This window comes from Streptomyces sp. (genome assembly GCF_031181555.1).
GTDB lineage: Bacteria > Actinomycetota > Actinomycetes > Streptomycetales > Streptomycetaceae > Streptomyces > Streptomyces fimbriatus.
On sequence record NZ_JAPSKQ010000027.1, the window covers coordinates 1 to 25,094 of the forward strand.

Here is a 25,094-nt window from a genome sequence, read left to right on the forward strand (position 1 = left end):
AGGAGCTCGCCTTCGTGGCGTCCCACCGTCGTCCCAAGCAGCCGAGCCGCGCACGTGTGACCGTGCTCACCACCGCTGCCGCAGCTGCCGTCGCCCTGAGCTCGCAGGCCGCCAACGCCGCTCCCAGTGAGAAGCCGAGCAAGGACGAGGTCAAGGCCAAGGTCGACAAGCTCTATGAGCAGGCCGAGCAGGCCACCGAGAAGTACAACGGGGCCAAGGAGAAGCAGGAGAAGCTCCAGAAGGAGATCTCCACCATCCAGGACAACGTCGCCCGCGGCCAGCAGGAGCTCAACGAGCTGCGCGACGGCCTCGGTTCGATGGCCAGCGCCCAGTACCGCAGCGGCGGCATCGACCCCTCGGTCCAGCTCTTCCTCTCCTCCGACCCGGACGACTACCTCGACAAGGCGTCCACCCTCGACCAGTTGAGCACCCAGCAGGTCGACGCGCTGAAGGAGATCCAGGAGAAGCAGCGCGAACTCGCCCAGCAGCGTTCCGAGGCGTCCGAGAAGCTCGAGGACCTCGCCTCCACCCGCACCGAACTGGGCAAGAAGAAGAAGGAGGTCCAGGGCAAGCTCGCCGCCGCGCAGAAGCTGCTCAACAGCCTGACCGCCGAGGAGAAGGCCCAGCTCGCCGAGGAGCAGAACCGCGCCACCCGCACCAGCGAGCGCGAGGCCCTCTCCGCCAAGGTCCCGGCCGGTTCCGGCCGCGCCGCCGCCGCCTTCGCCGCCGCCCAGAGCAAGCTCGGCAGCCCCTACGTCTACGGCGCCACCGGCCCGTCCTCCTATGACTGCTCGGGCCTGACCCAGTGGGCGTACGCCCAGGCCGGCGTCGGCATCCCGCGCACCTCCGAGGCGCAGACCGGCGCGGGCACCAAGATCTACTCGGTGAGCCAGCTCAAGGTCGGCGACCTGGTCTTCTTCTTCAACGACCTGCACCACGTGGGTCTGTACGCGGGCAACGGCCAGATCATCCACGCCCCGCGCACCGGCACCGTCGTGCGCTACGAGTCGATGAACACCATCGGCGGCCCGTTCATGTTCGGCGTCCGCGTCTAGCCTCTCCCGCTCTTCCGCCCCGCTCTTTCGCGGAACCGGCCCGCCGTGCCCCCGAACGGGGGAATCGCACCGGCGCCGACCGGCCCCACGCCCCGCCCGTGACCTGCGTCGAAAGGCGGGGCGTCGCCGTACGTGGCCGCCGCAGGCATTGGTCCGCCCGCCGTCGCCGGGGCTACTGTCTGCCGCGTTTCCCTGTCCGCCAGCGGAAGGAGCGCGGCTTCCCGTGGGGTCCCATCGCCGTCATGCACCGTCCTCCGGATCCGACCGGGGCGCCGTCGCCGCCGCCGGCCTGCTGTCCGTCACGGCCGCCGCCCTGGGCGCGGTACCGGCCGCGGCCACGCCGTACGACGACACCCGGGCCGAGGTGGACCGCCTCTACGAGGAGGCCGAGAAGGCCACCGAGGCGTACAACGCGGCCGACGAGCGCGCCGACGGCCTGCGCCGGCAGGTCCGCACCGCACAGGACGGGATCGCCCGGCAGCAGGAGCGGATCAACGCCATGCGGGAGTCGCTCGGTTCGCTCGCCGGCGCCCAGTACCGCTCCGGCGGCCTCGACCCCTCCCTCGCCCTGCTGCTCTCCGACGACCCGGAGGACTATCTGGACAAGGCCTCCGTCCTGGACCGGATCACCGTCCGTCAGGCCGGTGAGCTGAGGAAACTGCGGGGCGCCCTGCGCTCCCTCGCCCAGGACCGCGCGGAGGCGGCCCGCACGCTGGGCGCGCTGGAGAAGAGCCGCAAGGCCGTCGCCGCCCACAAGAGGACCGTCGAGGGCAAACTCGCCGAGGCCCGCCGGCTGCTCAACTCCCTCCCGGCCGACGAACGCGCCGCCTACGACCGCGCCACCCGCTCCGGCCGTGCGCACCTGCTCGGCCCGGGAGCGGCCGCACCTGCCTCGGCACGCGCGGCCGCCGCCGTGGCCGCCGCCCGCTCCGCCCTCGGCAGGCCCTACGTCTGGGGCGCCAACGGGCCCGGCGGGTTCGACTGCTCGGGCCTGACGCAGTGGTCGTACGCGCAGGCCGGGGTGTCCCTGCCGCGCACCTCGCAGGCCCAGCGGTACGCCGGCCGGCAGGTCCCGCTCTCCGAGGCGCGCCCCGGCGACCTGGTGCTCTACCGGTCCGACGCCAGCCACGTCGGGATGTACGTGGGCAACGGCCAGGTGATCCACGCGCCCTACCCCGGCGCCCCCGTGCGCTACGACCCGGTCGGGATGATGCCGGTCTCGTCGGTCACCAGGGTCTGACCGAAGCGGCCCGGCACCCTTACCCTCGGGGAGATGGCTGGTCGAGGGCGGGTTCCGGGGGCGCCGGTGGTGGCGCTGTGTCTGCTGCTCGTCTCCCTGGTCGCGTGCGGCGGGGGACCGGTCGCCGACAGCGTCCGCGCCGAGGTGCAGTCGCTCCTCGACCGGCGGGCGGAGGCGGTCCTCGACCACGACGCCGCCGAATACGCCCGCACCGGCACCCGGGCCGGGTTCGGCAACCTGCGCGCCGTACCGCTGGCGGACTGGTCCTACCGCGTGACCGCCCTCGACCGCACCGGTGACACCGCCACCGTCTCCGCCGACCTGAGCTACCGCGTCGAGGGCCACGACCGGTTCCCGGTCACCACCGCCCGCACCCTGCGCCTGAGCCGTGACGCGGACGGCCGGTGGTCCGTCGACTCCGACCGGCCCGCGGGGAAGTCCGGCCGGCAACTGTGGGACCAGGGCCCGGTCCGGGCGGTCCGGGGCGAACGGGGCCTGGTGCTCGGCGTCGGTCAGTCCGACGCGGAGCTGCGCGACTACGCCGAGCTGGCCGACCGCGCGGTGCCCGCGGTGTCGGACGCGTGGGGCCCCGACTGGCCCCGGCGCGTCGTCGTCCTGGTGCCGGAGTCCCTGGAGGGCATGGCGGGCCTGCTGGGGTCCCCCGCCTCCTCCTACCGGGGGATCGCGGCGGTCACCACCGGCGAGACCGGTACGGGGGCACGGGCGCCCGCGGACCGGATCATCGTCAACCCGGACGCCTTCGGGCTGCTCGGCGACTCGGGCCGGCAGGTCGTGCTCACCCACGAGGCCACCCACGTCGCCACCCGCGCCCACACCTCCGCCGCGACCCCGCTGTGGCTGTCCGAGGGCTTCGCCGACTGGGTCGGCCACCGCGGCGGCGGGCGCACCCCGGCCGAGACCGCGCCGGAACTCGCCCACGCGGTGAGCCAGGGGGAGGTGCCCGCGGCACTGCCGGACGACGAGGACTTCGGTTTCTCCGGTGACGCCGACCGGCTGGCCCGGGCCTACGAGAGCGGCTGGATGGCCTGCCGCCTCATCGCCGACCGCTGGGGCGAGGAACGCCTGGGCGCGTTCTACCGGGCCGTGGGCGCGCACCGGCAGCGGGAGGGCGCGGTCGAGGACGCCATGGACCGGGTGCTGGACACCACCCCGGAGGAGTTCACGGCGCGGTGGCGGGACTACGTACAGGACCGGCTCGGCTGACCCGGCCCGGCGGGGCGGGCACCCGGCGCGGCGACCCGGCTCCGCGGAGGCCTTCCACGGCCACGCGCGCTCCGCCCACGGCGGTGCGGTGGCGCCGGTGCCCTTCCGGGGCCCGGGCTCAGGAGGAGACCGGGGTTCCGGCGGCGCGGGCCGGCCGGGGGATCGTGGGGACCGGGCGCCGGCGGGGGACGGTCGCGTGCCACAGGGCGCGGGCCGCGAGCAGGGTCGCGGCGACCAGCAGGCCGTTGCGGACGACCAGGAGAGAGACCCCGAGCGGGTCGCTGGCCACGACGTGGGCGAACCACAGCGGGAACTCCAGCACCGTCACGAGGGAGGCGGCCAGCACCAGGGCGACCGGCAGCCGCATCCGGCTCTCGCGGAAGCAGAGGCAGACCGCGGCGATCCCGACCAGCCACACCATGTACTGCGGGCTGATCACCCGGCTGGTGGTGGTGAACATCAGCACCGCCACGAACGCCGCGTCGGCGACGGTGTGCGCCTCGAAGCGGGTGGCCAGCAGCCGCCACAGCACCAGCCAGCCGAAGGCCGCCCCGGTCAGGAACAGCGCGCCCGTGCTCACCCAGGTCACGTACGGGCCGAGGAACTCCACCGAACCGTAGTTGAGCAGCACCTCGCCGTCCCAGCCGTGGTGCCGGGCGACGTGGAAGACGAGCGCGCCCAGGGACTCGACCTCCGTGCCCCGGTCGCGCTGGAAGGTCAGGAAGGCGAACGCACCGGGCACGAGCACGGCGAACAGGGCCGCGACGCCGATGCCGGTCACGGCGGCCGACGCCCAGGCAGTGCGTCGGCGGACCCCGAGGAGCAGCAGCGCCGGCCACACCTTCAGCAGCGCCCCGAAGCCCGCGAGCGCCCCCATCAGCCGGGGGTGCCGGGCGCCGGCCAGCAGCGCGGCGACGGCCACCGCGGTCACCATCACGTCGTAGCGGGCGTACACCGTCGGACCGAGCAGCGGCAGGCCCGCCACCCACACCCAGGCACCGCGCGGCGACCGGCCGGGACGCCGGCCGGCGTGCACCAGGAGGGCCAGGACGGCCAGGTCGGCGAGGAGCGCCAGGACGAAGAACGCGGTGGCGTACTCCAGGAAGGGCAGCAGACCGGGGGAGAGGATCGCCAGGGCCGCGGCGGGCGGGTACTGCCAGGTGACGTCGTCCAGCGGGAACGTTCCGGTGCGCAGGACCTCGTACCAGCCCCGGTAGATCACCGACACGTCGCTGGTGACGTCCGGACCGGGAAAGACGATCACCTTCAGGACGCACAGCAGCAGGGCGGTCCGCGTCAGCCCCCACAGGAGCAGCAGCCCCGCGCGGGACCCTCGTGCGGCCGTCGTCCTCATGCGATCCCTGCCCGTCCGGTGTGCGGTCCTCGAGGTGCCATGATGTCCCGGACACCGGTGCACGGGCCACAGAGCGCCGCCGTGACCGGCCGCGGAACGGCGTTCGATAGGGTCTGCGGCGATGCACAAGACCCTGATCGTGACCAACGACTTCCCGCCCCGGCCCGGCGGTATCCAGGCGTTCCTGCACAACATGGCGCTGCGGCTCGACCCCGAGCGCCTCGTCGTCTACGCCTCCACCTGGAAGCACACCCCGGAGGGCGCCCGGGCGACGGCCGCCTTCGACGCCGAGCAGCCCTTCACCGTCGTCCGCGACCGTACGACGATGCTGCTGCCGACCCCGCAGACCACCCGGCGGGCCGTCGGGCTGCTGCGCGAGCACGGGTGCACCTCGGTGTGGTTCGGGGCGGCGGCGCCGCTCGGGCTGATGGCACCGGCACTGCGCCGGGCCGGCGCCGAGCGGATCGTGGCCACCACCCACGGCCACGAGGCCGGATGGGCCCAGCTGCCCGCCGCGCGGCAACTACTGCGCCGGATCGGCCGGTCCACGGACACGATCACCTACCTCGGCGAGTACACGCGCTCGCGGATCGCCACCGCGCTGACCCCCGAGGCGGCCTCCCGGATGGTGCAGCTGCCGCCCGGGGTCGACGAGAAGACCTTCCACCCCGGCTCGGGCGGCGACGAGGTCCGGGCGCGGCTCGGGCTGGCCGACCGTCCGGTGGTCGTGTGCGTCTCGCGGCTGGTGCCGCGCAAGGGGCAGGACACGCTGATCAGGGCCATGCCCGCGATCCTGGCGGCCGAGCCGGACGCCGTGCTGCTGATCGTCGGCGGCGGCCCGTACGAGAAGGACCTGCGCGCGCTCGCGCGGCGGACCGGGGTCGCCGGCTCCGTCCGCTTCACCGGCTCCGTCCCCTGGGAGGAACTGCCCGCCCACTACGGCGCCGGGGACGTCTTCGCGATGCCCTGCCGGACCCGGCGCGGCGGCCTGGACGTCGAGGGGCTCGGGATCGTCTACCTGGAGGCCTCCGCGACCGGGCTGCCCGTCGTCGCCGGCGACTCCGGCGGCGCCCCCGACGCGGTGCTCGACGGCGAGACCGGCTGGGTCGTCCCCGGCGGCTCCGCCGAGCAGACCGCCGACCGCGTCGTCACCCTCCTCGGCGATCCGGAGCTGCGCCGCAGGATGGGTGAGCGGGGCCGCCGGTGGGTCGAGGAGAAGTGGCGCTGGGACCTGCTGGCGGAAAAGCTGAAGACGCTGCTCTGACGCATCCGGCAAAGCGGCGCGGACCCCCGGTCGGGGCCCGCGCCGTGCGGGTCGCTGTCGGGCGGTCCTACTTGGCGTAGATCGCCTCGATCTCGTGGGCGTAGTCCTTCGCCACCACGTTCCGCTTCAGCTTCAGGGACGGGGTCAGATGCCCCGACTCCTCCGTGAACTGGGCGGGGAGGATGCGGAACCTGCGGACCGACTCCGCCTTCGACACCGCCGCGTTGCCGTCGTCGACCGCCGCCTGGATCGCCGCGAGGAGGTCCGGGTCCTCGCTCAGGGAGGCCGCGGTGGAACCCGCCGGCTTGCCGTGCTCGGCGCACCAACGGCCCAGGAACTCCTCGTCGATGGTGATCAGCGCGCCCACGAACGGCCGCCCGTCGCCCACCACCATGCACTCCGCGACCAGCGCGTGCGCGCGGATCCGGTCCTCCATCACCGCCGGGGCGACGTTCTTGCCGCCCGCCGTGACCAGGATCTCCTTCTTGCGGCCGGTGATCCGCAGATAGCCGTCCTCGTCCAGGGTGCCGATGTCCCCGGTGTGGAACCAGCCGTCGGCCAGCGCCTCGGCCGTCGCGCCCGGGTTGTTCCAGTACTCCTTGAACAGGTGCTCGCCGTGCAGCAGCACCTCGCCGTCGTCCGCTATGCGGACCACCGAACCGGGCAGCGGCTGGCCGACCGTACCGATCTTCTGCCGGTCCCACGGGTTGAACGCGGTGGCCGCACAGGACTCGGTCAGGCCGTAGCCCTCCAGGACGCTGAAGCCGATGCCGCGGAAGAAGTGGCCCAGGCGCTCGCCCAGCGGGGCGCCGCCCGAGATGGCGTACTCGCCGCGCCCGCCCAGCACCGCGCGCAGCTTGCCGAAGACGAGCTTGTCGAACACCTTGTGCTTGATCCTCAGGCCCAGCGACGGGCCCGACGGGGTGTCCAGCGCCTGGCTGTAGGCGATCGCCGTGGCCGCCGCCTTGTCGAAGATCCTGCCCTTGCCGTCGGCCTGCGCCTTGGCGCGCGCCGAGTTGTAGACCTTCTCGAACACCCGCGGCACACCCAGGATCAGCGTCGGGCGGAACGCGGCCAGCTCGTCGGTGAGGTTCTTGATGTCCGGCACGCAGCCCAGCTTGATCGGCGCCATCATGGGCGCGATCTGCACCAGCCGTCCGAAGACGTGCGCGAGCGGCAGGAAGAGCAGCACGGAGCACTCGCCGGTGCGGAACAGCGGACGCAGCCGTTCCACGATGTTGCCGCACTCGGCGAAGAAGCTGCGGTGGGTGAGTACACAGCCCTTGGGGCGGCCGGTCGTACCGGAGGTGTAGACGATCGTCGCGGGGTCGTCGGCCTTCGCGATCGAGCTGCGCTCCTCGACCGTCCCGTCGGTGACGTCCCGGCCGAGGCGGCCCAGTTCCTCCACGCCACCGGCGTCGATCTGCCACACGTTCTTCAGTGCGGGCAGCCGGTCGCGCACCGACTCCACGGTCGCCGCGTGCGCGTCGAGCTCCACGAGGCAGGCGGTGGCACCGGAGTCCCCCAGGATCCACGCCACCTGCTCCGGCGAACTGGTCTCGTACACCGGCACGGTGACCGCGCCAGCGCTCCAGATCGCGAAGTCCAGCAGCGTCCACTCGTAGCGGGTGCGGGACATCAGGCCGACCCGGTCGCCCGGCCGGACCCCGGAGGCGATCAGCCCTTTGGCGGCCGCCCGGACCTCCGCGAGGAAGGTGGTGGCCGTCACGTCCTGCCAGGCACCGCCGACCTTGCGGGCGATGACGGCGACGTCGGGGTGCTGCGCGGCGTTTCTGCGGACGATGTCGGTCAGATTGCCGTCCGCAGGGACCTCGTACAAAGCCGGAAGGCTGAACTCGCGCAAGACTGCTGCTCCTCTTAGGGCACCGACGCCACGACGTTGTGCGATGCGACGGTGCGGTCCAAGGCTGGGCGGGTGCTCGCGAATTCACATGTTGAAATCCTGAGCACGACTGGACTGCCCGGACGTTACCCGCCGGTATGGCTTCTACGACAGGGGGTCCCGGCGAGATGTTCGCTGCGTCACACAGATGCGTGTTTCTTTGCGCACAGTAGTCCACCCCTTCACCGACGAGCCAGTAACCGCAGGTCCGGCCACCGTTGTCCGGGCCGCCGCACGCGCTTACCCTTGATCGCCATGGCATCCGTACCAGGCGGCAACCACCGCACGCGCGTCCACGTGGTCAGCGACGTGCACGGCAACGCCCGTGACCTGGCCCGCGCCGGAGAGGGCGCCGACGCCCTGATCTGCCTGGGCGACCTGGTGCTCTTCCTCGACTACGCCGACCACTCGCGCGGCATCTTCCCCGACCTGTTCGGCACCGAGAACGCCGACCGCATCGTGGAACTGCGCACCGCCCGGCGCTTCGAGGAGGCGCGCGCGTTCGGCGCCCGGCTGTGGGCGGGGCTCGACGAGGACCGGGCCGCGGCGATCGAGAAGGCGGTGCGCAAGCAGTACGCCGAGCTGTTCGCCGCCTTCCCCACCCCGACGTACGCCACCTACGGGAACGTCGACATGCCGCCCTTGTGGAAGGAGTACGCCCTGCCCGGCACGACCGTCCTCGACGGGGAACGGGTGGAGATCGGCGGCTGGACCTTCGGCTTCGTCGGCGGCGGACTGCGCACCCCCATGCGCACCCCGTACGAGATCTCCGACGAGGAGTACGCGGCGAAGATCGAGGCCGTGGGCGAGGTCGACGTGCTGTGCACCCACATCCCGCCGGAGGTCCCGGAGCTGGTCTACGACACCGTCGCGCGCCGCTTCGAACGCGGCAGCCGGGCGCTGCTGGACGCCATCCGCCGCACCCGGCCCCGCTACGCGCTGTTCGGACACGTGCACCAGCCGCTGGTGCGGCGGATGCGGATCGGCGCCACCGAGTGCGTGAACGTGGGGCACTTCGCGGGCAGCGGGCGGCCCTGGGCGCTCGAATGGTGAGGATGTCCCAGGTGGGGTGAGTTGCGCCGGTCCGGCGCGCGGTAGCCTTCCGCTGCACAGGCGTGCGCTGTACTCGCGCACGGCGATCCGACGACCGGCGCGCATCCGGAGGAGCCACGGCGATGGCGGAACACACCAGCTCGAGCATCACGATCGAGGCCGCACCGGCCGATGTCATGGGGGTGATCGCCGACTTCGCCCGCTACCCGGACTGGACCGGTGAGGTGAAGGAGGCGGAGGTCGTCAAGACCGACGGGCAGGGCCGCGCCGAGCAGGTGCGCCTCGTCATGGACGCCGGCGCGATCAAGGACGACCAGACCCTCGCCTACACCTGGAACGGCGAGCACGAGGTCTCCTGGACCCTGGTGAAGTCCCAGATGCTCCGCTCCCTGGACGGCTCCTACCTCCTCGAGCCGGCCGGCCCGAACACGACCGAGGTCACCTACCGGCTGACCGTCGACGTCAAGATCCCGATGCTCGGCATGATCAAGCGCAAGGCCGAGAAGGTCATCATCGACCGGGCCCTGGCGGGACTGAAGAAGCGCGTGGAGTCGGGAGCGAAGTAGCCCTCGGCGGTCCTCGCCCGCCCCACCGGTACCGTCACCCTCATGCGTACCCTCCTGATCACGGGCCCCGGCGGCAGCGGACGTACCACCGTCGCGGCCGCCACCGCGCACGCCGCCGCCCGTGGGGGCACCCGCACCCTCCTCCTGGGCACCGACCGGACGGACACGCTGGGCGCGGTGCTGGGGGTGCCCGTCGGGTCCGAGCCGGTCGAGGCCGCCCCCGGGCTCACCGCGCGGCGGCTCGACGCCGACGCGGGCTTCCGCGCCGACCTGGCCGCCCTGCAGGACCGCGCCTCCTCCGCGCTGGACCTGCTCGGCGCCTCCCGGCTCGACCCCGAGGAGCTCACCCCGCTGCCCGGCGCCGAGGAGCTCGCCCTGCTGCGCGCCCTGCGGGACGCGGCCCTGCCGGGGGCGTACGACCTCCTCGTCGTCGATCTGCCGCCCGCCCCGCGGGCCCTCGCCCTGCTCGCCCTCCCCGAGGAGCTCCGCCGCTGCCTGCGCCGCCTGCTCCCGCCCGAGCGGCAGGCCGCCCGTGCCCTGCGCCCCGTGCTCGGCCGCCTCGCCGGCGTCCCGCTGCCCGCCGAGTGGCTGTACGAGACCGCCGCCCGGCTGGACCTCCAGCTGGCCGCCGCCGAGGCCGTGCTCGCCGACCGCGGCACCGCCGTACGCCTGGTCGCGGAGCCGGGACCCGCCGGCGCCGACGCCGTCCGCACCGCGGCCCTCGGGCTGGCCCTGCGCGGACTGCGCGCCGACGCGCTGGTCGCCACCCGCGTGCTGCCGGAGGGCGTCGAGGACAGCTGGCTCGCCGGCCCGGTCGCCCAGCAGCGCAAGACCCTGGAGGAGTGGCGGGAGACGTACGACGTCCACCCCGTCGCCCACCTCGGGCGCGACCCGCGCGGCGCCGACGACCTCGCCGCGCTCGCCGTGCCCGGCGTCAACGCGGGACCCGCCACCGTCGAGTGGTCCGTCACCGACTCCCGGGCCGACGACGGCGTGCTGGTCTGGCACATCCCGCTGCCCGGCGCCCGGCGCGAGGAACTGGACCTGATCCGGCGCGGCGACGAACTCCTCGTCACCGCCGGACCGTTCCGCCGGACCGTCCCGCTGCCCTCCGCGCTGCGCCGCTGCACCGTCGTCGGCGCCGCCCTGCGCGAGGGCGAGCTGCGCATCCGGTTCCGGCCGGATCCGCGGCTGTGGCCGCGCACCCGCTGAAGCCGGTACGGGCGTTCGGGTAACGTCGAAGGGGCCACCCGTAGTCAGGAGTCCGTCATGAGCGAACAGCTCCCCCCGCCCGACGACGCAGGGGACGAGGCCGTCGACGAGGTGCGGGCCGCGGACGGCGCGCGGGCCGCCGACGACGTACGGACGGCCGACGCCGACGCCTGGGCGACCGCCGTCGCCGAGGACCTGGAGGCGGAGAAGGCCCGCCGCCGCGCCCGGTACGGACCGCCCCCCGGTTCCGCCGCCGAGGAGCTGAAGAAGCTCGTCGACGCGGTCGCCGACAAGCTCTCCGGCCTGCGGTCCCCGCTGTTCGGCGCGGTCGCCGGGCCCACCGCGCAGCAGATGGTGCGGCAGGCCGTGCAGCAGGCCAAGGCCGCCGTGGAACCCGTCATCGAGCGCAACCCGGACGTCTTCGAGCACCTCGCCGCCGCCGGCAACGAACTCCTCGCCGCCTACCGCTCCGCGGTCCAGGACCAGGAGCGCCGCTGGACGGCCCGCGACACCGACCCCCGCGACACCGATCCCCGCGACCCGGACGGACGCCGTGACCGGGGCGACGAAGGCGGCCCCGGCGAGCGCATCGACCTGGACTGACGGCCGCACCGGCGGGTGTCCCACGGCCTTGCCGGGCCCGCTCACCGTACGGACGCCGGAAACCCGGCGGCAGGGCCTCGGGTACCGTTGGCGGTAGCGGGGCTCGACCGAAACTGAGGGATTCATGGGACTCACCATCGGCGTCGACATCGGCGGCACGAAGATCGCGGCCGGCGTGGTCGACGAGGAAGGCAACATCCTCTCGACCCACAAGGTGCCGACCCCGGGCACGCCCGAGGGCATCGTGGACGCCATCGCCTCCGCGGTGGAGGGCGCGCGTGCCGGGCACGACATCGTCGGCGTGGGCATCGGTGCGGCCGGATACGTCAACCGCCAGCGCTCGACGGTGTACTTCGCGCCCAACATCGACTGGCGCAACGAGCCGCTGAAGGCGGAGGTCGAGGCCCGCACGGGTCTGCCGGTCGTCGTGGAGAACGACGCCAACGCCGCGGCCTGGGGCGAGTACAAGTTCGGCGGCGGCAAGGGCCACCGCAACGTCATCTGCATCACGCTCGGCACCGGCCTGGGCGGCGGCATCATCATCGGCAACAAGCTGCGCCGCGGTCACTTCGGCGTGGCCGCCGAGTTCGGGCACATCCGGATGGTCCCGGACGGCCTGCTGTGCGGCTGCGGCTCGCAGGGCTGCTGGGAGCAGTACGCCTCCGGCCGCGCCCTCGTCCGGTACGCCAAGCAGCGCGCCAACGCCACCCCCGAGAACGCCGAGGTGCTGCTCGGCCTCGGCGACGGCACCCCCGACGGCATCGAGGGCAAGCACATCTCCATGGCCGCCCGGCAGGGCTGCCCGGTGGCCGTCGACTCCTACCGCGAGCTGGCCCGCTGGGTCGGCGCCGGCCTCGCCGACCTGGCCTCCCTGTTCGACCCCTCCGCGTTCATCGTCGGCGGCGGCCTCTCCGACGAGGGCGAGCTGGTCCTCGGCCCGATCCGCAAGTCCTACAAGCGCTGGCTGGTGGGCGGCAACTGGCGCCCCGTCGCCGACGTCCTCGCCGCCCAGCTCGGCAACAAGGCCGGCCTGGTGGGCGCGGCCGACCTGGCCCGGGAGCCCGACCCGGTGATGTGACCTCCCTCCACGTGCACGGCAGCGCCCGCCTGGCCCCCCGGGGACGGCGGGCGCCGCCGTTCTCCCGCCCGGGGCACGGGCACGGGTGGCACGCGCCGGACGCACCGGGAGAACCCGGCGTATCTTGATCCACATGGCGACGACCCCGCTGCTGCCGGACTCCCGCACCGAGCCGGACGGTTCGGCCGTGATCCGCGTCCTGAGCTACAACATCCGTTCGATGCGCGACGACACCGGCGCCCTCGCCCGGGTGATCACCGCATGCGCCCCCGACCTGGTCCTGCTCCAGGAGGCGCCGCGCCTCTTCCGCTGGCGCAAGAAACTGGCCCGGCTGGCCGCCGGCTCCGGGCTGGTGATCCTCTCCGGAGGTGCCACGGCCGCGGGCCCGGCGCTCCTGTGCTCCCTGCGGGCGACCGTGGAGCGCACCGAGGACGTGCTGCTGCCGCTCACCCCGGGACTGCACCGGCGCGGCTTCGCCACCGCCGTCGTACGGTTCGGCGGTGCCCGGCTCGGCGTGCTGAGCTGCCATCTGTCGCTGCAGAAGGACGAGCGGTACGAGCAGGGCGGCATGCTGCTGGACCGGCTCGCCGGGATGGGCGTGGAGCACGCGGTCGCGGGGGGCGATCTGAACGAGCCGCCGGACGGCCGTACCTTCCGGCGGCTGGCCGAGGGACTGACGGACTGCCGGGCCGCGGCCCCCTGGGGCGGCGAGCACACCTGGACCCGCACCGCCCCGCCCCGGCGCATCGACGCGCTCTTCGCCACGAAGGGCATCGAGGTCCTGGGCTGCGGGGTGCCGCACGACCAGCCCGGGGTGACCGGGGCCGACCTGAGGGCGGCCACGGACCACCTCCCGGTCCTGGCCGCCCTCAGGGTCCCGGCAGGACCGGCCGGAGCGTGCGCGTGATCAGCATGGAGTGGGACGGCCTCACCGACCGCGAGCGCTTCGGCGAGTGGTACCGGGAGAAGCGGGACCGGTTCGCGGACCTGGCCCGGGACGCCGACTGGGACGGCCTGTTCGAGGAGTTGGGGAGGAACCCGGGGTGGGTCAACCTCCCCCGGCCCGGGAACCGCAGCGGCTTCGCCCCGCTGCACCAGGCGGCCTGGCACGGCGCGGACTTCGCCGTCGTCTCCCGGCTGCTCGCGCACGGCGCCTGGCGCAGCCGGCGCGCCCGGGACGGACGCCGCGCCGTGGACGTCGCCCGGGAGCGGGGGCACACGCATCTGCTGGAGCTCCTGGAACCGGTCGTGGTGCGGCGGCTCCCCTCCCCTCCAAAGGCGCTGGAGCGCCACTTCCACGCGCTGCTGCGGGAGCGGACCGGCCGCTGCTTCGAGGAGATCGAGCACCTGCTGCCGCCGTTGGAACCCCTGACGGAGGGCCCGGCCGTGAGGATCTTCTTCCCGGTGGTCGGCATGATGGGCGGCTTCACCTACCGCCTCGAGGACGGGTACGTGAAGGTGCACGCCCACTCGCGGATGGACGCCGACGACGGGGAGCACTACCGGGTGAGCCCCGACGGCTGGTCCAGGATCGAACGCCCGCACGCGCCGCCGCCCCCGCCCGCCCCGCAGAGCTCCGCGTCCTGACGGGCGAAGGGGGCCCCGCCAGGACACCGAGCGGCTGCGCCCCGGACAGGCCCTAGACCACCGCGCCCCGGCCCGGGTCCTCGTCGTCCTCGTCGTCCGTGCGCATGCGCATCACCAGCGTGGCGAAGCCGCCGAGGAAGCCGCCGATGCTCAGCGTGGTCAGCCACCAGGTCATCTCCCAGCCGAGCAGGACCGCCAGCAGAAGCAGCAGCGGACCGCCCAGCACCCCGAGCCAGGCGAACTTGGCGGTGACGTCGGCCTCCGGCAGCGGCGGCGGCTCCGGCGGGACGAAGTGGCCCTCGTCGCTCTCGTCGAAGTCGTCCTCCGACGGCTCGGGCACGCTGTAGTCGCGCGGACCGACCCCGGGCGCGAAGGAGACGGAGCCGCCCAGCGGCTTGGCCGGTTTCTCCTCGGCCTTGCGCGGCGCCTCGGCCCCCACCTCCTCGTCATTGGTCCCGGACTCCAGCAGCGCCAGGTCCTCGACCGACTTGAACGGCTTGGCCCCCGGCGGGTCCGGCGGCTCCTCGCCGTACCCGGCGACGATCGCCGCCCACGCGGCGTCCTCGTCGAAGGGGACACCCTTCTCCTCCGGCGCGCGACCCTCACGGTCCTCGCGGTCCTCGCGGTCCGAGTCGTGCTCAGCCACCTGCGGTCGTCCCTTCCTTGCCGAGACCGGGCTCCTTGACGGTGCCGGGTGCGAGCCGTCCGATGAACGCGGTGCTCTCCTGGAAGATCCGCTCCGCGTCGTAGTCCAACGTCGCCACGTGATAGCTCTGTTCCAGCAGGACCTCCGTCACGTCCACCGACGAGACCCGGCCGAGGATGCGGGCCGAGTCCGCGGGCGGCACCACATGGTCCTGCGGGCTGCGCAACAGCAGCAGCGGCTGGGTGACCCGGGGCAGCTCGCCGTCGAGGAGACGCAGGAACGTCCGCAGGGAGTGCGCCGCGTGCAGCGGCACCCGGTCGTACCCCAGCTCCGTCCGGGACGGCTTCGCGATGTCGCCCGCGATCCCCCTCGTCGCCGGGACGAGGTGACGGAGCACCGGAAGGGCGTGCGCGGCCACGCCGTGCACCCTGTTCGCCGGGTTGACGACCATGACTCCGCTCACCGCGTCGCCGTGCCGTGCGGCCAGCCGCAGGGCGAGCGCGCCGCCCATCGACAGACCGGCCACGAACACCCGCGGGCAGCGGTCCCGCAGCAGCCGCAGCTCACGGTCCACCTCCGCGTACCAGTCCTGCCACCCGGTGACCCGGAGGTCCTCCCAGCGCGTGCCGTGCCCGGGCAGCAACGGCAGCGAGACGGTCAGGCCGTGTCCGGCGAGGTGCTCCGCCCAGGGGCGCAGCGGCTGCGGTGAACCGGTGAAGCCGTGGCAGAGGAGGACGGCGGCCTCCCCGCCCTCGTGTCGGAACGGCTCGGCTCCGGTCAGGAGCGGCACCTTCGGCCTCCTGTTCGTGAGGACTCGTAGGAAGGGTCCGGCACGTCAGGACGGCCGGGACAGGGGCGGCACACGGATTGCAGGACCTTCACCGTACGCGACCGCACTGACACCGGCCAGGGCCGTCGGGGCCTTCGACGGTGCTCCGGGATATGGTCTGACCTACACACACAGGAGGCACTCGGTTGTTGTACGGCGCGATGAAGGTCACCATCGGAGGGCCGCTGAAGCTCGCCTTCAGGCCCTGGGTGGAGGGCCTGGAGAACGTCCCCGCCGAGGGCCCGGCCATCCTGGCCAGCAATCACCTGTCGTTCTCCGACTCCTTCTTCCTGCCGGCCGTGCTGGACCGCAAGGTCACCTTCATCGCCAAGGCCGAGTACTTCACCACGCCGGGGGTGAAGGGCCGTCTGACGGCCGCCTTCTTCAAGGGCGTGGGCCAGCTCCCGGTGGACCGCTCCGGCGCGCGCGGCGCGGGTGAGGCGGCCATCAAGAGCGGCATCGAAGTGCTCGAGCGCGGTGAGCTGTTCGGCATCTACCCCGAGGGCACGCGCTCGCCCGACGGCCGCCTCTACCGCGGCAAGCCCGGCGGCCTCGCGCGCGTGGCGCTGGCCACCGGCGCGCCCGTCATCCCGGTCGCCATGATCGACACGGAGAAGATCCAGCCGCCCGGGAAGGTCGTGCCGAAGCTGATGCGGCCGGGCATCCGGATCGGGAAGCCGCTGGACTTCCGCCGCTACCAGGGCATGGAGCACGACCGCTTCGTCCTCCGCGCGGTGACCGACGAGGTCATGTACGAGATCATGAAGCTCTCCGGCCAGGAGTACGTCGACATGTACGCCACCGCCATGAAGCGCCGGCTGGCGGAGGCGGCCAAGGCCGAGAAGGAGGCCGAGAAGGCGGCGAAGGCCGCACTCGCGCGCGCGGAGAAGGAACACGCCGAGAAGCTGAGGGCCGCCATGGAGCAGGCCGACAAGGAGCGGGCCGAGCGGGACGAGAGGCGACGCTCCGACCCCTAGACGGGGTCCGGGACGGAAGTGGGGGGACATGCCGGGGCGCGAGCAGGTCATGAGGATGTCGGTCGAGCTGCCGCTGTGGCGCGCGCTCGCCGGCTACCGGGTGCTCACCGTGGTGTACGCGGTCGGTCTGTTCGCCTCCGCCCACGAGGAGTTCACCCGCCCCTGGCTCGCCGTCGCCTACTTCGCCCTCCTCGTCGTGTGGACCCTGGCCACCCTGCCCAAGGTCGCGAACGCCGCCGCCTGCACCAAGGGCTTCCTCACCGCCGACCTGACCATCGCGCTCGCCGGCATCCTGCTCACCCCCGTCGCCGACGCGCACGAACGCGTCCAGGCGGGCGGCCCGACCCTGCCGTCCATCTGGACCGCCGGCTCGGTGCTGGCGTTCGCCATCAAGGGCGGCTGGCGCTGGGCGGCCCTCGCCTCCACCCTCGTCGCCGTGGCCAACCTGGTCGAACGCGGCAGCCCCGCCCGCGACACCGTGCACAACGTGATCCTCGTCTGGGTCGCCGCCATCGCCATCGGCTACGTCGTGGAGGTCGCCCGCGCCTCCGAACGCACCCTCGCCCGCGCCCTGGAGATCGAGGCCGCGACCAGGGAGCGGGAGCGGCTCGCGCGGGACATCCACGACAGCGTGCTCCAGGTGCTCGCCATGGTGCAGCGGCGCGGCGCGGTCATCGGCGGCGAGGCGGCCGAGCTGGGCCGGCTGGCCGGGGAGCAGGAGGTCGCCCTGCGCACGCTGGTCTCCGGCGGGCTCGTGCCGGTCTCCCGCGCGTCCCGGGACGCCGCCGAGGGCGCCGTCGTACGGGCCGTCGAGGAGGCCGGGGAACCCGACGGGGACGACGGTCCGGTCGATCTGCGCGCGCTGCTCGCCCCCTACGCGGGTGCCCGGGTCAGCCTCGCCGAGCCCGGGGCGCCGGTGCGGCTGGCACCGGCCGCCGCGCGGGAGGTGGCCGCGGCCGTCGGCGCCGCCCTGGACAACGTCCGCAAGCACGCCGGGGAGCAGGCACGCGCGTGGATCCTGGTCGAGGACGAACCGGACGAGGTGATCGTCACCGTCCGCGACGACGGACCCGGCATCCCCGAGGGCCGGCTCGCCCAGGCCGAGGGCGAGGGCCGGCTCGGCGTGGCCCTGTCCATCCGGGGCCGGCTGCGCGACCTCGGCGGCAGCGCCGAGCTGGTCTCGGTGCCGGGACAGGGCACGGAGGTCGAGTTGAAGGTGCCCAAGGACGACTCCCGGCACGCGAAGGACACGGACGACCCGAGGGGGAGGGCGGAGCAGCGATGACGGACACCGCAGCCGAGCGAGAGGCCGGCCGGGGCCCGGTCAGGGTGATGGTGGTCGACGACCACCCCATGTGGCGCGACGCCGTCGCCCGCGACCTGTCCGAGTCCGGTTTCGAGGTGGTCGCCACCGCCGGAGACGGCGACCAGGCCGTGCGCCGTGCCAGGGCCGCCGCCCCGGACGTGCTCGTCCTCGACCTCAACCTGCCGGGCAAGCCCGGCGTCCAGGTCTGCAAGGAGGTCGTCGCCGCGAACCCCGCCCTGCGCGTCCTGGTGCTGTCGGCGAGCGGTGAGCACGCCGACGTGCTGGAGGCGGTGAAGTCGGGCGCGACCGGCTACCTGCTCAAGTCGGCCTCCACCGAGGAGCTCCAGGACGCGGTGCGCCGCACCGCCGTGGGCGACCCGGTGTTCACCCCGGGACTGGCCGGACTGGTCCTCGGCGAGTACCGCCGCCTCGCCTCCGAACCGGCCGGCCCCGCCCCCGGCGACACCGGATCCAAGGCGCCCCGGCTGACCGAGCGCGAGACCGAGGTGCTGCGCCTGGTCGCCAAGGGCCTGAGCTACAAGCAGATCGCCGAACGGCTCGTCATCTCGCACCGCACGGTGCAGAACCACGTGCAGAACACCCTCGGCAAGCTCCAGCTGCACAACCGCGTCGAACTCGTCCGCTACGCCATAGAGCGCGGCCTCGACGACGCCTAGCACCGCGCCCCGGGCCGGGGCCGGAAAGACCCCCGTTCCCGGCCCCGTGCGGCCCCGGCGCGTCCGCCCCCGCGGGCCGTATATTCGCGCATACGGTCATTCGCGCATACGGCAACGACCCCGGCACGACCCCGGAGGGAACCCGTGGAGATCCTGGCGTTCGGCGTGCAGTCAGACGAGAGGCCCCTGATCGAGCGGGCCTTCGAGGGCCACCACGAGGTGCGCGGACTGGACGTCTTCCTCAACGCGGACACCGCCCCCATCGCCGCCGGCCACGAGGTGATCTCCACCAGCGTCAACTGCGACCTCGGTGCCGATGTCCTGGCGGACCTCGCGGCCGGCGGCACCCGGATGGTCGCCCAGCGCTCCACCGGCTTCAACAACGTCGACCTCGAGGTCGCCGAGCGGCTCGGCCTGACGGTCGCCCGCGTGTCGTCCTACTCGCCGTACTCGGTCGCCGAGTTCGCCTGGACCCTCGCCATGGCGGTCAACCGCCGTGTCGTGCGCGCCTCCACGCGCACCCGCGACTTCGACTTCCGGCTCGACGGGCTGATGGGCCGCGACATGCACGGCCGCACCGCCGGTGTCCTCGGCACCGGCAAGATCGGCGAGGCGTTCGCCCGGATCGCCCACGGCTTCGGCATGCGGCTGCTCGGCTGGGACGTCGCCGAGAACCCCGCCTGCCTGGACCTCGGCATGACCTACGTCCCCAAGGAGCGGCTGCTCGCCGAGTCCGACCTGGTCACCCTGCACGTCCCGCTGACGCCCGAGACCCAGCACCTCATCGACGCCGCCGCCCTGAAGACGATGCGGGACGACGCGATCCTGGTGAACTCCAGCCGGGGCGGCCTCGTCGACACCGCGGCCCTCGTCGCGGAGCTGCGCGAGGGCCGCTTCACGGGCGTCGGCCTGGACGTGTACGAGGCGGAGGCGGGCCTGTTCTTCCTCGACAAGTCCCTGGAGGCCGTCGACGACGACACCCTGGCCCGCCTCGTCACCTTCCCGAACGTCCTGGTCACCTCCCACCAGGCGTACTACACCGCGGACGCGGTCGGGCAGATCGTCGAGACCACGGTGCGCAACGTCCTCGACTACACCGCCGGCCGGCGGTCCGGGAACGTGCTCGTGCCGCGGAGCTGACGAACCGTCCCCGCGTGTGCGGGGAGCAAGCACTGGGTGGGCCCGGCTCGGCCGGAGTACAAGGGCCGTCCCCGCGGGACCGGGGAGCAATCCGTCATGACAACGACGGCGCCCCGGGAGTGGTCACGGCTGTCGGATCAGTGGTTCGGCCATCAACGCCGCGACGATCGCCTGACCGTTCAGCGTCAACACGGACTCGGGATGGAATTGCAGCGACGCGAACCCTGCGCCCCGCAGCGCGTGCACCTCGCCGTTCGCCGCCCGGCTCACCTCGACGCCGTGCGCGGCCAGTTCGGCCGCCGCCTCGTCGTCGCAGTGCGCCACGAAGCTGTTGTAGAAGCCGACGGTCTCCCGCCGCCCGAACAGGTCGATCTCCGTCTGCGCCCCCTGGTACGGCACCTCCTTCCGCACGATCTCCAGCCCCAGCTCGGCCGCGATCAGCTCGTGGCCGAGGCAGACGCCGAGGACGCCGTGCCGGTTCTCCGCGACGACCTCGGCGGTCAGCGCGCGCAGGAACCGCATCTTCGGGTCGGCCGTGTCGGACGGGTCACCCGGTCCGGGCCCGAGCACCAGCGGCCCCTCGTGGCCGAGCACCGCCTCCCGCAACCCCGGAGCGTCGTACCGCCGGACGGTCACCTCGAACCCGCCGGCGCGCAGCACGTGCGCCAGCATCGCGGTGAAGGTGTCCTCCCCGTCGACCACCAGGGCGTGGCCCTCGAGGGCGTCCGGGACCTCCTGCATCCGCAGCCAGAACGGCGCCAGCGAGGCCCGGCGTCCGTCCAGCGCCGCCCGCACCCGGGGGTCCTCGGCCAGCCCCGGCCGTGCGGACTCCGTGCGCGGCCGTCCCGGGCGCACGCCCAGTGCCGCCAGCACCCCGGCCGCCTTGGCGTGGGTCTCGGCGACCTCGCCCGCCGGGTCGGAGCCGCGCACCAGCGTGGCGCCGACCGGCACCCGCAGCCGGCCGTCCGCGTCGATGTCGGCGGTGCGGATGAGGATGGGGGAGTCCAGGGTCTGGGCGCCTCCCGCGTCCCGGTCGATCAGGGCCAGCGCGCCCGCGTAGTAGCCGCGCCCACCGGTCTCGTGCCGTTCGATCACCCGGCAGGCGTTCTGCACCGGCGACCCGGTGACGGTGGCGGCGAACATGGTCTCCTTCAGCACCTCCCGCACGTCCAGCGAGGACCGGCCGCGCAGTTCGTACTCGGTGTGCGCGAGGTGCGCCATCTCCTTCAGCCGGGGGCCGATCACGACCCCGCCCATGTCGCCGACGGTGCACATCATCTTGAGCTCCTCGTCGACGACCATCGACAGCTCCTCGATCTCCTTGCCGTTGGCGAGGAAGTCCAGCAGGTGCCCGGGGGTCGGCCCCTCGGCGGGATAGCGGTAGGTTCCGCTGATCGGGTTCATGACGACGGTGCCGCCGGACATCCGCACGTGCACCTCGGGACTGGCCCCGACCAGCGTGCGGTCCCCGGTGTGCACCACGAACGTCCAGTACGCGCCCCGCTCGCCCTCGAGGAGCCGCCGGAAGAGAGCGAGGGCGTCGGCCCGCCCGAACCCGGGGATCGCGCCCTCGTAGGTCCGCCGGATCACGAAGTTGGCTCCCTCGCCCCGCCCGATCTCCTCCCGCAGCACGCGGCCGACGATCTCGCCGTACTCCTCGTCGGGCACGTCGAAACCGCCGCCCTCCACCCGCACGGCGTGCGACGGCAGCCGGGACAGGGCGTCCGCGAGGGGAATCTCGTACCGCTCCTGCGGCGTCAGCACCAGCAGCGGGGTGCCGTCGTCGCGGACGTCGAAGCCGCGCTCGCGGATCTGCCGGAACGGGACGAGGGCCAGGCACGCGTCGGGCAGCTCGGCCAGGCGCTCGCGGGTGGTGACCGGGCCGGTCAGCAGCTCGACCGTGTCGTGGTCGCGGCCCGGCGTGCGGCGGCGCAGCAGGGCGAAGGGGCGGTCGTCGTGAAGGAGCTGTACCAGGTCCATGGTGGGCGTTCCTCTTTTCGTCACGGATGATGCGTCACGGATGAGCGGAGAGGAACGGCCCCGGGAAACGCCGAAGGCCGCCCCTCGGGCGGCCTTCGCGAAGTCTGTGCGTACGCGCAGTCAGTGGGCCGCCGGAGAAGCGGTCCACCACCAGGTGCGGGTCGAGTGCGCGAACATGCCCCGACCCTAGCGCATCAGCAGCAGATCGAGGGCGCGGTCCAGATAACCGGTCAGTTCCGCGCCCTCGGGCAGCGCGGCCGGGACGGCGTGGCCGAGCTGGGCGTGGCCGAGGTACACGCTGTAGGCGAGCAGCCCGCGCCGCCGCGCCTCGGGCTCGGGGAAGCCGGCCTCGGCGAACTGGCGTGCCACGTAGGCGATCCGGCGCCGCGTCACCCGGTCGAGCACGGTGGCGACCCGCGGATCGTCCGCGGTGGCCAGCAGTGCCACCTCCAGCGGGTCCTCGGCGGCCGACCGGACCGCCTCGGCCAGCAGCCGCCGCAGCCGCAGCCCGGGGTCGGGCTCCGTCTCCGCCTCCAGCCGGGCGATGGCCGCCTCGGTCTCGGTCTCCGCCCAGCGTTCGAGGGCCGCTTCGACGAGCGCGTCACGGTTCGCGAAGTGCCAGTAGAAGCTGCCCTTGGTGGTGCCGAGCCGGGCGGCCAGGGGTTCCACCGCCACGGCGGCGAGCCCGCCCTCACGCATCGCGGCGAGCGCGGCGTCCGCCCAGTCCCGGGCGCTGAGCCGGGGCCGGCCGGTCTTCTTGCCTCCGGTGTCCTTCTCAGGGCGTTGCACCATGACCGTACGGTACCGTACGGTGGATGACCATACGCCACCGTATGGAGGTGTTCCGATGAGCACGGTACGCAACGTCCACGCCCGCGCCCTCCCCGCACCGGCCGACCGGGTCGGTGCCCTCCTGGACCGGATCTCCGCGGCCGACGACCCGCTCTTCCCGAGCCCCGCCTGGGCCCCGCTGCTGCTCGACCGGCCGCTCGCCGTCGGCTCCGCCGGGGGGCACGGACCGGTGCGCCACTCGGTCGCGGAGTACGAGCCCGGGCGCCGGATCCGCTTCGCCTTCGACCCGCCCGGAAACGGCTTCCACGAACTGTCCGTCGAACCGCTCGGGCCCGGCCGCTGCCTGCTGCGCCACGTGCTGGAGCAGGACATGCGCGGCACCGAGCGCCTGGCCTGGCGGTGCGCCGTCCGCGCGGTGCACGGCACGGTCGTGGAGGAGTTGTTCGACAACGCCGAGTCCGCCGTCACCGGCACCCCGGTCCGCCGCACCCGCCGCAGCCGGTACGTCCGCCTGCTCCAGCGGCTCGCCCGGGACCGTCCGGCCGCGATCGACGTGCCCGAGGGGGCCGCCCTGCTGCACGCGGCACTGCCCGTCGCCGATCACCAGGACGCCTTCGCCGTGGAGTGGCGTCCCGGCATGCCGACCGACCCCCGGGGCTGGAAGGTCCTCCCCGGCGACCTGTCCGTCACCGAGTACGCCGGAGGCGAGGGCCTGTACGGCGAGGACGGCGCGCACCTGAGCTACCGGGTGTCGATCCTGGTGGACGCGCGGGCCCGGCGGGTGACGATGAGCTCCAAGGTCCGGCTGCACGACCGGTGGGGACGCCTCCACCGGGCGCTGGTGCGCCGCGCCCACCCCGTCGCCGCCCGCCTGCTGCTCCGCCGTGCCCACCGCCGCCTCGCCCTCGCGGAGCCCGGTGCGGCGATGCGTGGCACGAGCGTGACCCGATGCCGTTCCGCGTCGTTGACCCGCGGTGCTCCCCGCCGACGCGGGGATGGCCCGAAGCTCAAGGCGCCGCTTCAGCGGGCGCTGCTTGCTCCCCGCCGCCGCGGGGATGGTGGCGCGCCTCGCCCGGTCGGTGGGGCACGTACGTCTCACAGATTGAGCGGCGGGATGGGCGCCCCGACCGAACGCGTACTGTTGGGCACGTGACCGTGAACGCTGATTCCCGAAGCGTCGCCGCTCAGGCGACGTGGCGAAACCTGCCCGCGGCGCAGCAGCCCGAGTACCCGGATGCCGAGGCTCTGCGTGATGTGATCGCCGAGCTGGAAACGTATCCCCCGCTCGTCTTTGCCGGCGAATGCGACCAACTGCGCGCGCGTATGGCTGCCGTCGCCCGAGGAGAGGCGTTCCTGCTCCAGGGCGGCGACTGCGCCGAGTCCTTCGACGGGGTGTCCGCCGAGCACATCCGGGCCAAACTCAAGACCCTGCTGCAGATGGGCGCCGTGCTGACGTACGCCGCGTCCGTGCCCGTGGTGAAGGTGGGCCGGATCGCCGGCCAGTACTCCAAGCCGCGCTCCAAGCCCACCGAGACCCGCGACGGCGTGACGCTGCCCACCTACCGGGGCGACTCCGTCAACGGCTTCGACTTCACCGAAGAGGCCCGCGTCCCGGACCCCCAGCGGCTGAAGCGGATGTACCACGCCTCGGCCTCCACGCTGAACCTGGTGCGCGCCTTCACCACCGGCGGCTACGCCGACCTGCGCCAGGTGCACGCCTGGAACCAGGACTTCGTGAGGTCGTCCCCGTCCGGCCAGCGCTACGAGCAGCTCGCCCGGGAGATCGACAACGCGCTGAACTTCATGCACGCCTGCGGGGCCGACCCGGAGGAGTTCAAGACCGTCGAGTTCTTCTCCTCGCACGAGGCGCTGCTGCTCGACTACGAGTCGGCGCTCACCCGCGTGGACTCGCGCACCGGTCAGCTGTACGACGTCTCCGCGCACATGGTGTGGATCGGTGAGCGCACCCGCCAGCTGGACCACGCGCACATCGAGTTCGCCTCGAGGATCCGCAACCCGATCGGCATCAAGCTCGGCCCGACGACGACGGCCGAGGAGGCGCTGCAGTACATCGACCGCCTCGACCCCGAGCGCGAGCCCGGCCGGCTGACCTTCATCGTGCGCATGGGCGCGGACAAGATCCGCGACAAGCTCCCCGAGCTGGTCGAGAAGGTCACCGCGTCCGGCGCCACCGTCGCCTGGGTGACCGACCCGATGCACGGCAACACCTTCGAGGCGGCCTCCGGTCACAAGACCCGCCGCTTCGACGACGTGCTCGACGAGGTGAAGGGCTTCTTCGAGGTCCACAAGGAGCTCGGCACCCACCCGGGCGGCATCCACGTGGAGCTCACCGGCGACGACGTCACCGAGTGCGTGGGCGGCGGCGACGAGATCTTCGTCGACGACCTGCACCAGCGCTACGAGACGGCCTGCGACCCGCGGCTCAACCGCAGCCAGTCGCTGGACCTGGCGTTCCTCGTCGCCGAGATGTACCGGGACCAGTAACCGGCTGTGCCGGTGGCGGCACCGGCAGGGGTGGGGCGCGGATCACAGGGATCCGCGCCCCACCCCACATTTTCGCCCCCCGAGCCACAGGTAAGGTTAGGTT

At 73.4% G+C, this 25,094-nt stretch carries 24 protein-coding genes; 17 read left to right on the plus strand and 7 right to left on the minus strand.

All coding sequences use genetic code 11. The features are described from left to right. Window positions 1-14 precede the first annotated feature (14 nt). The 3 genes from RIM90_RS08475 to RIM90_RS08485 all read left to right on the plus strand — a co-directional run bounded on the left by RIM90_RS08475 (window position 15) and on the right by RIM90_RS08485 (window position 3,519). Window positions 15-1,055 (plus strand): NlpC/P60 family protein, encoded by a 1,041-nt coding sequence (locus RIM90_RS08475; protein WP_309060014.1) that lies wholly within the window; start codon window positions 15-17, stop codon window positions 1,053-1,055. A gap of 223 nt (window positions 1,056-1,278) precedes the next feature. Continuing rightward, entirely contained in the window at window positions 1,279-2,295 is a 1,017-nt protein-coding gene (locus RIM90_RS08480; RefSeq protein WP_309059970.1) for an NlpC/P60 family protein, read from the plus strand. Between the two features lie 33 nt (window positions 2,296-2,328). After that, entirely contained in the window at window positions 2,329-3,519 is a 1,191-nt protein-coding gene (locus RIM90_RS08485) for a hypothetical protein (RefSeq protein WP_309059971.1), read from the plus strand. A 118-nt stretch (window positions 3,520-3,637) separates the two neighbouring features. Here the strand turns inward: RIM90_RS08485 and RIM90_RS08490 are convergent, their stop codons facing one another. Then, window positions 3,638-4,873, minus strand: a complete 1,236-nt coding sequence (locus tag RIM90_RS08490) for a glycosyltransferase family 87 protein (RefSeq protein WP_309059972.1) — start codon at window positions 4,871-4,873, stop codon at window positions 3,638-3,640. Window positions 4,874-4,994: 121 nt separating this feature from the next. On the opposite strand from RIM90_RS08490, the gene RIM90_RS08495 reads away from it, so the two are divergent. After that, a complete protein-coding gene (locus RIM90_RS08495) occupies window positions 4,995-6,137 on the plus strand; it encodes a glycosyltransferase family 4 protein (RefSeq protein WP_309059973.1) in 1,143 nt (380 codons plus the stop codon). 67 nt (window positions 6,138-6,204) lie between these two features. On the opposite strand, the gene RIM90_RS08500 is transcribed toward RIM90_RS08495, so the two are convergent. After that, window positions 6,205-8,001 carry an AMP-dependent synthetase/ligase gene (locus RIM90_RS08500; RefSeq protein ID WP_309059974.1) on the minus strand — a complete coding sequence of 599 codons (1,797 nt, stop codon included), beginning with the start codon at window positions 7,999-8,001 and terminating at the stop codon, window positions 6,205-6,207. A gap of 294 nt (window positions 8,002-8,295) precedes the next feature. On the opposite strand from RIM90_RS08500, the gene RIM90_RS08505 reads away from it, so the two are divergent. The 7 genes from RIM90_RS08505 to RIM90_RS08535 all read left to right on the plus strand — a co-directional run bounded on the left by RIM90_RS08505 (window position 8,296) and on the right by RIM90_RS08535 (window position 14,139). Beyond that, entirely contained in the window at window positions 8,296-9,093 is a 798-nt protein-coding gene (locus RIM90_RS08505) for a metallophosphoesterase (protein WP_309059975.1), read from the plus strand. A gap of 122 nt (window positions 9,094-9,215) precedes the next feature. After that, a complete protein-coding gene (locus RIM90_RS08510; protein ID WP_309059976.1) occupies window positions 9,216-9,659 on the plus strand; it encodes an SRPBCC family protein in 444 nt (147 codons plus the stop codon). 42 nt (window positions 9,660-9,701) lie between these two features. Next, the gene (locus tag RIM90_RS08515; protein ID WP_309059977.1) at window positions 9,702-10,871 is read left to right on the plus strand and encodes an ArsA-related P-loop ATPase; all 1,170 of its coding nucleotides are present in this window, start codon (window positions 9,702-9,704) and stop codon (window positions 10,869-10,871) included. Between the two features lie 57 nt (window positions 10,872-10,928). Beyond that, a complete protein-coding gene (locus tag RIM90_RS08520) occupies window positions 10,929-11,474 on the plus strand; it encodes a DUF5304 domain-containing protein (RefSeq protein WP_309059978.1) in 546 nt (181 codons plus the stop codon). Between the two features lie 124 nt (window positions 11,475-11,598). Then, on the plus strand, window positions 11,599-12,552 hold the full coding sequence (locus tag RIM90_RS08525; RefSeq protein WP_309059979.1) for an ROK family glucokinase: 954 nt from the start codon (window positions 11,599-11,601) through the stop codon (window positions 12,550-12,552). 133 nt (window positions 12,553-12,685) lie between these two features. Beyond that, on the plus strand, window positions 12,686-13,459 hold the full coding sequence (locus tag RIM90_RS08530) for an endonuclease/exonuclease/phosphatase family protein (protein WP_309059980.1): 774 nt from the start codon (window positions 12,686-12,688) through the stop codon (window positions 13,457-13,459). A 5-nt stretch (window positions 13,460-13,464) separates the two neighbouring features. After that, complete coding sequence (locus RIM90_RS08535; RefSeq protein ID WP_309060015.1) at window positions 13,465-14,139, plus strand: ankyrin repeat domain-containing protein; 675 nt, start codon at window positions 13,465-13,467, stop codon at window positions 14,137-14,139. Between the two features lie 52 nt (window positions 14,140-14,191). Here the strand turns inward: RIM90_RS08535 and RIM90_RS08540 are convergent, their stop codons facing one another. Next, window positions 14,192-14,785: a hypothetical protein gene (locus RIM90_RS08540; RefSeq protein WP_309059981.1), complete on the minus strand. Its 594-nt coding sequence runs from the start codon at window positions 14,783-14,785 to the stop codon at window positions 14,192-14,194. Beyond that, a complete protein-coding gene (locus RIM90_RS08545) occupies window positions 14,778-15,575 on the minus strand; it encodes an alpha/beta fold hydrolase (RefSeq protein WP_309059982.1) in 798 nt (265 codons plus the stop codon). Before RIM90_RS08545 ends, RIM90_RS08540 begins: the two co-directional genes overlap by 8 nt. Before the next feature lie 200 nt (window positions 15,576-15,775). Between RIM90_RS08545 and RIM90_RS08550 the strand changes: the two genes are divergently transcribed. The 4 genes from RIM90_RS08550 (at window position 15,776) to RIM90_RS08565 (ending at window position 19,714) form a co-directional block, all read left to right on the plus strand. Next, window positions 15,776-16,591, plus strand: a complete 816-nt coding sequence (locus tag RIM90_RS08550; RefSeq protein WP_309059983.1) for a lysophospholipid acyltransferase family protein — start codon at window positions 15,776-15,778, stop codon at window positions 16,589-16,591. Between the two features lie 28 nt (window positions 16,592-16,619). Next, complete coding sequence (gene macS / locus RIM90_RS08555; protein ID WP_309059984.1) at window positions 16,620-17,876, plus strand: MacS family sensor histidine kinase; 1,257 nt, start codon at window positions 16,620-16,622, stop codon at window positions 17,874-17,876. Then, the gene (locus RIM90_RS08560) at window positions 17,873-18,574 is read left to right on the plus strand and encodes a response regulator transcription factor (RefSeq protein ID WP_309059985.1); all 702 of its coding nucleotides are present in this window, start codon (window positions 17,873-17,875) and stop codon (window positions 18,572-18,574) included. The genes macS and RIM90_RS08560 overlap by 4 nt, the downstream gene beginning before the upstream one ends. A 144-nt stretch (window positions 18,575-18,718) precedes the next feature. Next, a complete protein-coding gene (locus RIM90_RS08565; RefSeq protein WP_309059986.1) occupies window positions 18,719-19,714 on the plus strand; it encodes a 2-hydroxyacid dehydrogenase in 996 nt (331 codons plus the stop codon). 123 nt (window positions 19,715-19,837) lie between these two features. Here RIM90_RS08565 and RIM90_RS08570 read toward each other — a convergent pair whose 3' ends face one another. The 3 genes from RIM90_RS08570 to RIM90_RS08575 form a co-directional block, all read right to left on the minus strand. Beyond that, complete coding sequence (locus RIM90_RS08570; RefSeq protein WP_309059987.1) at window positions 19,838-21,694, minus strand: anthranilate synthase family protein; 1,857 nt, start codon at window positions 21,692-21,694, stop codon at window positions 19,838-19,840. A 120-nt stretch (window positions 21,695-21,814) separates the two neighbouring features. Beyond that, window positions 21,815-21,871, minus strand: a complete 57-nt coding sequence (locus RIM90_RS31535) for a trp operon leader peptide (protein ID WP_351712869.1) — start codon at window positions 21,869-21,871, stop codon at window positions 21,815-21,817. Between the two features lie 9 nt (window positions 21,872-21,880). Next, window positions 21,881-22,486: a TetR/AcrR family transcriptional regulator gene (locus RIM90_RS08575; RefSeq protein ID WP_309059988.1), complete on the minus strand. Its 606-nt coding sequence runs from the start codon at window positions 22,484-22,486 to the stop codon at window positions 21,881-21,883. A 55-nt stretch (window positions 22,487-22,541) separates the two neighbouring features. Here RIM90_RS08575 and RIM90_RS08580 point away from each other — a divergent pair, with 55 nt between their 5' ends. Both RIM90_RS08580 and RIM90_RS08585 read left to right on the plus strand, forming a co-directional pair. Continuing rightward, on the plus strand, window positions 22,542-23,639 hold the full coding sequence (locus RIM90_RS08580) for a DUF2867 domain-containing protein (protein WP_309059989.1): 1,098 nt from the start codon (window positions 22,542-22,544) through the stop codon (window positions 23,637-23,639). Continuing rightward, window positions 23,636-24,991, plus strand: coding sequence for a class II 3-deoxy-7-phosphoheptulonate synthase (locus RIM90_RS08585; protein WP_309059990.1), 1,356 nt, complete (start codon window positions 23,636-23,638; stop codon window positions 24,989-24,991). The genes RIM90_RS08580 and RIM90_RS08585 overlap by 4 nt, the downstream gene beginning before the upstream one ends. Window positions 24,992-25,094: the final 103 nt, after the last annotated feature.

Bases quoted from the DNA above. Each gene is read 5' to 3' on its own strand.
- RIM90_RS08485 (WP_309059971.1), top strand. From the start codon at position 2,329: ATGGCTGGTCGAGGGCGGGTTCCGGGGGCGCCGGTGGTGGCGCTGTGT.
- RIM90_RS08490 (WP_309059972.1), bottom strand. From the start codon at position 4,873: ATGAGGACGACGGCCGCACGAGGGTCCCGCGCGGGGCTGCTGCTCCTG.
- RIM90_RS08495 (WP_309059973.1), top strand. From the start codon at position 4,995: ATGCACAAGACCCTGATCGTGACCAACGACTTCCCGCCCCGGCCCGGC.
- RIM90_RS08505 (WP_309059975.1), top strand. From the start codon at position 8,296: ATGGCATCCGTACCAGGCGGCAACCACCGCACGCGCGTCCACGTGGTC.
- RIM90_RS08510 (WP_309059976.1), top strand. From the start codon at position 9,216: ATGGCGGAACACACCAGCTCGAGCATCACGATCGAGGCCGCACCGGCC.
- RIM90_RS08515 (WP_309059977.1), top strand. From the start codon at position 9,702: ATGCGTACCCTCCTGATCACGGGCCCCGGCGGCAGCGGACGTACCACC.
- RIM90_RS08520 (WP_309059978.1), top strand. From the start codon at position 10,929: ATGAGCGAACAGCTCCCCCCGCCCGACGACGCAGGGGACGAGGCCGTC.
- RIM90_RS08525 (WP_309059979.1), top strand. From the start codon at position 11,599: ATGGGACTCACCATCGGCGTCGACATCGGCGGCACGAAGATCGCGGCC.
- RIM90_RS08530 (WP_309059980.1), top strand. From the start codon at position 12,686: ATGGCGACGACCCCGCTGCTGCCGGACTCCCGCACCGAGCCGGACGGT.
- RIM90_RS08535 (WP_309060015.1), top strand. From the start codon at position 13,465: ATGGAGTGGGACGGCCTCACCGACCGCGAGCGCTTCGGCGAGTGGTAC.
- RIM90_RS08550 (WP_309059983.1), top strand. From the start codon at position 15,776: ATGAAGGTCACCATCGGAGGGCCGCTGAAGCTCGCCTTCAGGCCCTGG.
- macS (WP_309059984.1), top strand. From the start codon at position 16,620: ATGCCGGGGCGCGAGCAGGTCATGAGGATGTCGGTCGAGCTGCCGCTG.
- RIM90_RS08560 (WP_309059985.1), top strand. From the start codon at position 17,873: ATGACGGACACCGCAGCCGAGCGAGAGGCCGGCCGGGGCCCGGTCAGG.
- RIM90_RS08570 (WP_309059987.1), bottom strand. From the start codon at position 21,694: ATGGACCTGGTACAGCTCCTTCACGACGACCGCCCCTTCGCCCTGCTG.
- RIM90_RS08575 (WP_309059988.1), bottom strand. From the start codon at position 22,486: ATGGTGCAACGCCCTGAGAAGGACACCGGAGGCAAGAAGACCGGCCGG.
- RIM90_RS08580 (WP_309059989.1), top strand. From the start codon at position 22,542: ATGAGCACGGTACGCAACGTCCACGCCCGCGCCCTCCCCGCACCGGCC.